The sequence below is a fragment of the Serratia plymuthica NBRC 102599 genome (genome assembly GCF_001590925.1).
GTDB lineage: Bacteria > Pseudomonadota > Gammaproteobacteria > Enterobacterales > Enterobacteriaceae > Serratia > Serratia plymuthica.
The window spans coordinates 1-9,683 of record NZ_BCTU01000049.1 but is presented as its reverse complement, the minus strand read 5'-3'; the positions used below and the strand labels follow the sequence as shown (position 1 = coordinate 9,683).

The following is a 9,683-nucleotide window of genomic DNA, read 5'->3' as shown; positions in this document are numbered from 1 at the left end:
GGGGGCAGGAAATACTGGGCAGCAGCTACGCTGCGCCTCAGTAATCTACATTTTCACGATCCCCAACTGCTGTAATAACGTCAGATTATCCTCAATATGCCAATTGGAGGTTATTGAGCCTTGCTTGATCTGATAGATATCTGTCGCAATAAAATTAATGGGTTCTCCCTTTCCCTGTTTACCCTGAAAGCGGCCGGTAAAATGCCCGCTAAAGCGCAAATGCGCCACGACTCGATCGCCGGTGACAATCATCTGCGCTACCTCGCAACGTAAATCCGGGACGGCCTGGCGGAAGGTTTTCGAGGCCTGTAACGCACCGCGGATGCCCTGTATTCTGCCGGCGGGTAAGGTCATATCGGTAAAGTCGCTGGCCAGCGCCTGTTTTGCCAGAGCTTCATCGCCGGTATTCCAGAAGCTGTCGTAGCGTTTGGCGGCAAGTATCTGCGCCTGCAACTGTGCGGTCGGCAGGGTGTGGTCGCTAATCAACTGCAGTGGTTCGATAAGCGGGGTTGCCAGTGCGTTGCCGGCAAAGGCCAGCAATAGTAAGGCCGTAGGCTGTTTCATGATTCTGTCTCTTGTATTGTTCAGAGCATCTATCTTGATTCTTGCTGCTCGAATGAAAAACCCCGATATCAGCGATGAACCTTTAAAGATTATTTACAACTGACAGAACGAGAAAAGGCCCCGAAGGGCCTTTGATTAGGGGGTGTTTGCTTTTTTTCACTTATTATTCGGTTAATGCGAGCTACCCTGAGAGATGCCCAGTCCGGTTTGCGAACGTACAAACTGAGAGCGGAAGCGCTCGCGCTCCTGTTGCCCGGCTAGCGAACTGTCGGTGACTGAGAACAGCCAGGTGCCCACAAACGCCACCAACATGGAGAACAGCGCCGGATATTCATAAGGGTAGATCGGTTTTTCATGGCCAAGGATCTGCACCCAAATCGTCGGGCCCAGGATCATCAGGATCACTGCGGTCAGCAAGCCAAGCCAGCCGCCGATCATCGCTCCACGGGTGGTCAGGCGTGACCAGTACATTGAAAGAATGATAATCGGGAAGTTACAGCTGGCAGCGATAGAGAAAGCCAGCCCGACCATAAAGGCGATATTCTGCTTCTCAAACAAAATTCCCAGCGCGATTGCCACGATCCCCAGGATCACTACCGTGATTTTGGAAACCCGCAGCTCATCACGTTCGGTCGCCTTACCATCTTTAACCACGCTAGCGTACAAGTCGTGAGATACCGCAGATGCCCCCGCCAGCGTCAGGCCGGCAACCACCGCAAGGATGGTGGCAAAGGCCACTGCCGAGATAAAGCCAAGGAAGAAGTTACCGCCAACCGCGTTGGCCAAATGCACTGCCGCCATATTGGTGCCGCCCAGCAACGCACCGGTGGCATCTTTGAATGCCGGGTTAGGGCTGACCAGCAAAATAGCGCCAAAGCCGATAATAAAGGTCAGGATATAGAAGTAGCCGATAAAACCGGTGGCATAGAACACGCTCTTACGCGCTTCCTTGGCGTCACTCACGGTAAAGAAGCGCATCAGAATATGCGGCAACCCGGCGGTACCGAACATCAGCGCCAGCCCCAGGGAAAGCGCCGAAATAGGATCGGAAACCAAACCTCCCGGGCTCATAATGGCGATGCCCTTCGGATGCACTTTCACGGCTTCGGCGAACAGGGTGTTGAAGTCAAAGTTGACTGATTTCATCACCATCAGAGCCATAAAGCTTGCACCGGCCAGCAGCAGCACCGCTTTGATAATCTGTACCCAGGTCGTGGCCAACATGCCGCCGAACAGCACGTACAACACCATCAAAATACCGACCAAAATCACCGCCACGTGGTAGTTCAACCCGAACAATAACTGGATCAACTTGCCGGCCCCGACCATCTGAGCAATCAGATACAGCGCGACCACCACCAGTGAACCGCAGGCAGAAAGTGTGCGGATCGGTTTTTGCTTCAGACGATAAGAGGCTACGTCAGCGAAAGTATAGCGGCCAAGGTTACGCAGGCGTTCGGCAATCAGGAACAGAATGATCGGCCAGCCGATCAAAAAGCCGATAGAGTAAATCAGCCCGTCATAGCCAGAGGTATACACCAGTGCAGAAATACCCAGGAAAGAAGCCGCCGACATAAAGTCACCGGCGATGGCAAGACCGTTCTGCAGGCCGGTGATTTTCCCCCCTGCGGTGTAGTAGTCCTGGCGCGAGCGGGTGCGCTTGGAGGCCCAATAGGTGATATACAACGTGGCGCCAACAAACAACACGAACATGACGATCGCCTGAATATTCAACGGCTGGCGGTGTACTTCACCACCAATGGCATCGGCAAAGGCCAACCCCGGCAGAGCCAGCAGAGCGGCGGCGGACAATAAACGCTTCATTTCTGCACCTCACGCAGGATTTCTGCAGTCAGGCGGTCGAACTCGCCATTGGCGCGGAATACGTAGATCCCGGTCAGAACGAAAGAGATAACGATCAGGCCCACACCCACCGGGATCCCACGGGTAATGGTCGATCCGACGGCGATCGGCGTGCCAAGCCACTGTGGATCGAAAGCGATCAGTAAAATGAAGCCAACGTAAAGCACCAGCGTAATCAACGAAAGCAGCCAGGCGAAACGGCCACGTTTTCGTACCAGCTCTTTAAAACGCGGGTTTTCCTCAATCCTTTGATAAATGGTGTCATTCATCAGTGCGTCTCCAGTAGGTATTGATCGAGAACGCCGCGCTGACAGCCGTCCATCGGGTGATTTCCTGATGAACGGCCGGAGACGGCGGAAATTACGACGGTACTTTCATGGATTGTTTTTCTTCCAACAGCTTGTCTACTACGGCCGGGTCCGCCAGGGTTGAGGTGTCCCCGAGATTACTGGTGTCACCCGCCGCGATTTTGCGCAGGATGCGGCGCATGATCTTGCCGGATCGCGTTTTGGGCAGAGAGTCTGTCCAGTGCAGCACGTCTGGCGTGGCGATCGGCCCTATTTCCTTGCGTACCCAGTTACGAACTTCGGTATAAAGTTCTGGCGAAGGTTCTTCGCCATGATTCAGCGTGATATAGGCGTAAATCGCCTGGCCTTTAATGTTATGCGGAATACCGACTACCGCCGCTTCGGCGATTTTCGGATGCGAGACCAGGGCTGATTCGATTTCTGCGGTACCCAGACGGTGCCCGGAAACGTTCAGCACATCATCGACGCGACCTGTGATCCAGTAATATCCATCTTCATCACGGCGTGCGCCGTCACCGCTGAAATACATGCCTTTAAAGGTGGAGAAGTAAGTCTGCTCAAAGCGATCATGATCGCCAAACAGCGTACGCGCCTGGCCTGGCCACGAATCGGTGATCACCAAATTGCCTTCGCAGGCACCTTCCTGCGGTGTACCGATGTTATCGACCAAGGCAGGTTGCACGCCGAAGAACGGGCGCGTGGCAGAGCCGGCTTTCAACTCGGTTGCACCCGGTAACGGGGTAATCATAAAGCCGCCGGTTTCGGTCTGCCACCAGGTGTCGACGATCGGGCATTTGCCGTTACCGATTTTGTTGTAATACCACTCCCAGGCTTCCGGGTTGATCGGCTCCCCGACCGAACCCATGATACGCAATGAATCGCGTTTGGTGCCTTCAATCGCTTTATCGCCTTCGGCCATCAGCGCACGAATGGCGGTGGGGGCGGTATACAGGATATTGACCTGGTGCTTATCAATCACCTGCGACAGGCGGTTGACGCCAGGGTAGTTCGGCACGCCTTCGAACATCAGGGTGATGGCGCCGCAGGCCAGCGGGCCGTAGAGCAGATAGCTGTGGCCTGTAACCCAGCCGACGTCGGCCGTACACCAGTACACGTCACCGTCGTGGTAGTCGAAGACGTACTTGAAGGTCATGGCGGCATACACCAGATAGCCACCGGTGGTGTGCAGTACGCCCTTGGGTTTGCCGGTCGATCCGGAGGTATAAAGGATAAACAACGGGTCTTCCGCATTCATCTCTTCCGGTGGGCAGTCGGCGGACACGCCGTTGGTCAGTTCATGCCACCATAAATCACGGCCTTCCTGCCAATAACCCGGCTTGCCGGTACGTTGGAAAACGACCACGTTAGTGATGCTTTTCACGCCAGGGTTTTTCAGCGCGTCGTCGACGTTCTTTTTCAGCGGTACGGCGCGCCCGGCGCGCAGGCCTTCGTCAGCGGTGATAACCAGCTTGGAATTGGAGTCGATAATGCGGCCGGCGACCGCCTCTGGCGAGAAACCGCCAAAGATTACCGAGTGCACCGCACCGATACGTGCACAGGCCAGCATGGCGACCGCGGCTTCCGGCACCATGGGCATATAGATAGCCACGACGTCGCCTTTTTTGACGCCCAACTTTTTCAGTACGTTGGCGAACTGGCAGACATCGTGATGCAGTTGTTTGTAGGTCACCTGTTTCGACTGGGTGGGATCGTCGCCTTCCCAGATAATGGCGGTCTGGTCACCGCGTTCGGCCAAGTGACGGTCGAGGCAGTTGGCCGCCAGGTTCAGAGTGCCGTCTTCAAACCAGCGGATACTGATATGGCCGGGGTCGAACGACGTGTTTTTTACCCGGCTATAAGGTTTGATCCAGTCCAGAATTTTTCCTTGCTCCCCCCAGAAGGCTTCCGGGTCTTGCACCGACTGTTGATAGTATTGTTGGTATTGTTCTGGGCTAATCAGGGCGTGTTCTGCAATTGCAGAAGGAATAGCGTGTTTATGCACTTGGCTCATAGCTTTTCTCCTTGAAGTTGTTAATGATATGTCAAGTGAAGGTTAAGTATAGTTTGCTATGATTCTTTGTTTCTTTTTTGCGCGGCAGATCACGCAACAAAGATATTGATTTGTAATAGTTCTGTCTTATTTGCGTTGTGTATCTTCCCGCTTGGCGGAAAAAATCGGTTAAATAGGTGGTTTTTGTCAGAAAACGCTATCTAAAGAACCAAAAAGAATAACCAATCCCAGACTACACGCACTTCCTATAGAGCATAGCGAATATAAAACCTTGAGTATTAATTTCTGTTCAACCATTTAGACGTATGCTGGCTATTAATATACCTGTCGATATTAATAATAAGGTTATTATCACCACTCTTGGTTTAATAATCCTGTCCGCGGCTTACCCTGTTTGATGAGTATTTTTCTGAATACTTATTAGATATGAACAATTCTCATTTTTGTTCCCAACGAAAAATGTCAACAAAGTAATTACCAGGTGAAATTTTTTTGTTTTCATTTTGAAAACTTTCACGCAACATAATACAAACATCATTAGCGGACTAAATATGCAGATTCTGCGAAAAATAACGCATTTTAATCATGGGTAAAAATTAAACGATCGGATTAATATGTGACTTACACCACATAAAATTATGTTTTTAATAACAAGTAATTATGCTATGTGAAGCTGATGTGAATAATTTTTATGATTCGATTCAGCGCGCAAGCCCGATAAAACAAGGGTTGCAGACAAGGTCGCTCAAATGGTACTGATTTAAGCAACGTCACACTAAGGGCAGGTGGACGCTTTCTCGTAATGAACATAAGCCCGTATTAAATGATTAATTATTCTTTTCTTCGTGTTGCAATTAAATACGTTGAAAGGAGTCTTTTGAGGACTCTTTGGGTATGAAAAGTGTGAAAATTAGCCTTGCTTGGCAAATCCTGATAGCGCTGGCACTAGGTATTATCGTCGGCGCGGTACTTCATAATCAGACGGAGTCACGTGAGTGGCTGGTCAGTAATATTCTTAGTCCGGCCGGTGATATCTTCATTCGTTTGATCAAGATGATTGTCGTGCCTATCGTTATTTCTACGTTGGTGGTAGGTATCGCCGGAGTCGGTGATGCGAAAAAGTTAGGCCGCCTCGGATTGAAAACCATTATTTATTTCGAAGTGATTACCACTGTCGCCATTGTGGTGGGGCTGACGCTGGCTAATGTTTTTCAACCCGGTCACGGCATCGATATGTCGACGCTGACGGCGGTCGATATCTCCCAATATGAAAAAACCACCGAGCAAGTGCAAAGCGGTTCGCACAGCTTGGTGGGAACCATTCTGTCGTTGATTCCTTCGAACGTCTTTGCCTCCATGGCCAAAGGCGACATGCTGCCGATTATCTTCTTCTCGGTGTTGTTTGGCCTTGGCCTGTCGTCATTGCCGAAAGAAACCAAAGAACCGCTGCTGAAGGTGTTTAAAGCCGTTTCCGAAAGCATGTTCAAAGTCACCCATATGATCATGCGTTATGCGCCAATTGGGGTATTTGGTCTGATCTCAGTGACGGTAGCCAACTTCGGTTTCGCTTCGCTGTTGCCGCTCGCCAAACTGGTGTTATTGGTGTACTTCGCCATCGCCTTTTTCGCTCTGGTGGTGCTGGGTGTGGTCGCCCGCTTGTGCAACCTGCGTATCTGGACGTTGATCCGCATCCTGAAGGACGAGCTGATCCTGGCTTATTCCACCGCCAGTTCGGAAACCGTATTGCCACGCATTATTGAAAAGATGGAAGCCTACGGTGCACCGAAGGCGATCACCAGCTTTGTGGTGCCCACCGGTTACTCCTTTAATCTGGACGGTTCCACGCTGTACCAGAGCATTGCCGCCATCTTTATTGCGCAGTTGTACGGGATTGAGTTGTCTTTAGGCCAGGAAATCGTGCTGGTGGTAACGCTTATGGTCACCTCCAAGGGGATCGCAGGCGTACCCGGTGTTTCGTTCGTGGTGCTGCTGGCGACCTTGGGCAGCGTCGGTATTCCGCTGGAAGGGCTGGCGTTTATTGCCGGCGTCGACCGTATCCTGGATATGGCGCGCACCGCTTTGAACGTAGTGGGTAATGCGCTGGCGGTACTGGTGATTGCCAAATGGGAACATCAATTCGACAGTAAAAAAGCGCTGGCTTATGAGAAAGAGTTCTTGTCAGGCAATGCCAAACAGGCAAGCGAGTCTTAACAGTCTGCTTATGTAATTATTAGGAAACCCGCCTTACGGCGGGTTTTTTTATGCCCGATTTCTGGCGGGCCAGTCAGCGAATGTAAAGAATGATCTCTTTGGAATTACTTTAGTTTTTTAATATGCCTGCTGTGATTTATTAGCCAACAAAATCAGTGTGTTTACTTTTTTTTATTAAAAGTTCCCGGCTGTTTTCCCTTGTCAGATTCGCTGCTGCTTCTATGGTTAATAGGGGCCTTTCCTGATGGAGGAACGGCGCTGTGCGTGTAAAAAATGCCCCATGCCAATTTTGGCTTTGGGATAAAACCATCATTTTGATTCATGTAATTGGCTCCTGGGCGGGTAGGCGAGAGCCTGTTTGTCCCCAACAGAGAGATGCATGCCGTGACGATACTTAAACCCCTGATAGCCAGAAACCGCAGTTGGGCGCTACAGCAGCGCCAGCGCAACCCGCATTACTTCCGCAAGCATGTCGCCGGTCAGCAGCCGCTGGCGTTGTGGATAGGCTGTTCCGACAGCCGTGTCCCGGCCGAGGTACTGACCGGCGCACACCCTGGTGAGCTTTTCGTTCATCGCAATATCGCCAATATGGTTCTTGAGGATGACGATAGTCTGATGAGCGTATTGCAATATGCGCTGGAATATCTGCATGTCTCCGCCATTGTATTGTGCGGCCACTACGGTTGCGGCGGCGTACAGGCAGCGGTGGCGCTACCGGAAATGCCGCTGGCGCGGGAGGACAGCGCGTTGGCGCGGCGGATGGCGCATTTGCGGTATTCGCTGGAACATAACTTGCAAGATTATCGGCAGGCAGAGGATGACGATGCTACGCGTCTGAACCGGCTTATCGACGCGCACGTAGTGACCCAGTTCACCCATTTGATTGCCAGCGAACCGGTGCGCCGACACTGGGAGCAGGGCAAGCTGCTGGACGTTTTTGGCTGCGTGTACGATCTGCAAGAAGGGCATTTGAAGGAGCTCGTCCATCAGAACGCTGCGGAGGTGGGTCATGAACATCAGCACTCTGCGTAATGATATTCCCGCCGGCATAGTGGTGTTTCTGGTGGCATTGCCGCTCAGCCTTGGCATTGCGCAGGCCAGTGGCTTACCTCCTTTTGTCGGGCTGCTGACCGGGGTCATCGGCGGAATCGTGGTCACCTTGTTGAGCCCTTCGCGCTACGCTGTCAGCGGGCCTGCGGCCGGCCTGGTCACCATTGTGACCGCTGCCATGGAAACGCTGGGTTCGTTTTCATTGTTGCTGGTGGCGCTGATGCTGGCGGGGGCGTTGCAGCTTATTTTCGGCCTGCTGCGTGCTGGACGGTGGATCGCGCTGGTGCCCGGTACGGTGATCCAGGGCATGCTGGTGGCCATCGGTATTTTGCTGATCATGCAGCAGGTGCCGGTAGCGTTGGGCGTACAGGGGGACGCGAGCCTGAAGGCGTTGCTGGCAGAGGGTGCCGAGCTGTTGTCGCCCGCCTCGGCGCTGGTTGCCTTGGGTGCCCTGTTGATCATGTGGCTGTGGACCACTGCACCCGTGAAACGGATCCCGTTGGCCCGTTATCTCCCTGGTCCGTTGGTGGCGGTGCTCTGGGGCAGCCTGGCCGTGGTCTTTGGCGAGCGGTGGATGCCGGAAAGCATCGGCGCCATGCCGCGCATTTCACTGCCTAAATTCGGTAGCGCCGAGGCGCTGGGCGAGCAGCTCAGCCGCCCGGACTGGCAAGGTGCCTGGCGCAACCCTTCGGTTTATCTCATCGCGCTGACGTTGGCGCTGGTGGCTAGCCTGGAAACCCTGCTGAGTCAGGAGGCGCTGAAAAAACTGAAATCTCAAACGCCGGCGCCTTCGCCGGACAAGGAAATGCGCGCGCAGGGCGTCGGGAATATGCTGAGCGGCTTTCTCGGTGGCCTGCCGATCACTGCGGTGATTGTCCGCAGCTCGGTGAACGTCAATGCAGGAGCGCGTAGCCGCATTTCGATTCTGCTGCACGGTGTGCTGTTGCTGTTATGCGGCCTGTTCTTCAGCGATGCGTTAAACACTATCCCGTTAGCCAGCCTGGCGGCGGTATTGCTGTATACCGGTTATAAGCTGGCCTCTCCGGCATTGTTTATCGCCCAGTGGCGCCAAGGGTTGCCGCAATTCATTCCCTTCATCCTCACTGTGTCCTGCATCATTATCTTCGGCATGCTGGCGGGCATTGCTATCGGGCTGATGGCGCAACTGCTGTGCAGTACCTACAAAAGCCACCGTAATGCGCTGCAACTGAGTTGTTACGACGATCATTATGTGGTGCGGTTTCACCAGAACCTGACTTTTCTGCATAATCCACGTCTGCAAAGCCTGCTGGCGCAGATACCCGATAACTGCGTAGTGATCGCCGAGCATGATAACGCCGACTATATCGACCCGGATGTGAGGGCGGTGTTGGCTGATTTCGGCGCCGGGGCGGCCGAGCGGGGGATCCAACTGAGTCGTTGGCCCGTAGGGTGAGGCCTTCAGGCTGAATAATCGGATTCGTTCGATGGAGAGCCCTATCCCTGAAAAGCAAAAAACCCGCCATAGGCGGGTTCTTCTAAATAGGGCGACCGGACTCGGACAACCGGCGCTTGCGCCGTGTTGAACAACGCTTCAGCGTTGGCCCGCAGGGTGAGGCCTTCGGCCGAATAATCGAACTCGTTCGATGGAGAGTCCTATCCCTGAAAAGCAAAAAACCCGCCATAGGCGGGTTCTT

At 53.1% G+C, this 9,683-nt stretch carries 8 protein-coding genes; 3 read left to right on the top strand and 5 right to left on the bottom strand.

The genetic code is table 11. The annotated features are described in order from the left end of the window. Window positions 1-45 precede the first annotated feature (45 nt). The 4 genes from SPL01S_RS23905 to acs form a co-directional block, all read right to left on the bottom strand. Window positions 46-564: an ester cyclase gene (locus SPL01S_RS23905; protein ID WP_063203168.1), complete on the bottom strand. Its 519-nt coding sequence runs from the start codon at window positions 562-564 to the stop codon at window positions 46-48. A gap of 171 nt (window positions 565-735) precedes the next feature. Then, window positions 736-2,388: a cation/acetate symporter ActP gene (gene actP / locus SPL01S_RS23900; RefSeq protein WP_062869261.1), complete on the bottom strand. Its 1,653-nt coding sequence runs from the start codon at window positions 2,386-2,388 to the stop codon at window positions 736-738. Beyond that, window positions 2,385-2,696 (bottom strand): DUF485 domain-containing protein, encoded by a 312-nt coding sequence (locus SPL01S_RS23895; RefSeq protein WP_062869262.1) that lies wholly within the window; start codon window positions 2,694-2,696, stop codon window positions 2,385-2,387. The genes actP and SPL01S_RS23895 overlap by 4 nt, the downstream gene beginning before the upstream one ends. A gap of 91 nt (window positions 2,697-2,787) precedes the next feature. Continuing rightward, a complete protein-coding gene (gene acs, locus SPL01S_RS23890) occupies window positions 2,788-4,746 on the bottom strand; it encodes an acetate--CoA ligase (RefSeq protein WP_063203167.1) in 1,959 nt (652 codons plus the stop codon). 894 nt (window positions 4,747-5,640) lie between these two features. Here acs and gltP point away from each other — a divergent pair. Beyond that, a complete protein-coding gene (gene gltP / locus SPL01S_RS23885) occupies window positions 5,641-6,957 on the top strand; it encodes a glutamate/aspartate:proton symporter GltP (protein WP_063203164.1) in 1,317 nt (438 codons plus the stop codon). A gap of 161 nt (window positions 6,958-7,118) precedes the next feature. Here gltP and SPL01S_RS25370 read toward each other — a convergent pair whose 3' ends face one another. Beyond that, entirely contained in the window at window positions 7,119-7,280 is a 162-nt protein-coding gene (locus tag SPL01S_RS25370; RefSeq protein ID WP_155729017.1) for a hypothetical protein, read from the bottom strand. 52 nt (window positions 7,281-7,332) lie between these two features. Here SPL01S_RS25370 and SPL01S_RS23880 point away from each other — a divergent pair, with 52 nt between their 5' ends. Beyond that, entirely contained in the window at window positions 7,333-7,989 is a 657-nt protein-coding gene (locus SPL01S_RS23880) for a carbonic anhydrase (RefSeq protein WP_063203162.1), read from the top strand. Further along, window positions 7,967-9,442, top strand: a complete 1,476-nt coding sequence (locus SPL01S_RS23875) for a SulP family inorganic anion transporter (RefSeq protein ID WP_063203160.1) — start codon at window positions 7,967-7,969, stop codon at window positions 9,440-9,442. The genes SPL01S_RS23880 and SPL01S_RS23875 overlap by 23 nt, the downstream gene beginning before the upstream one ends. Window positions 9,443-9,683 lie beyond the last annotated feature (241 nt).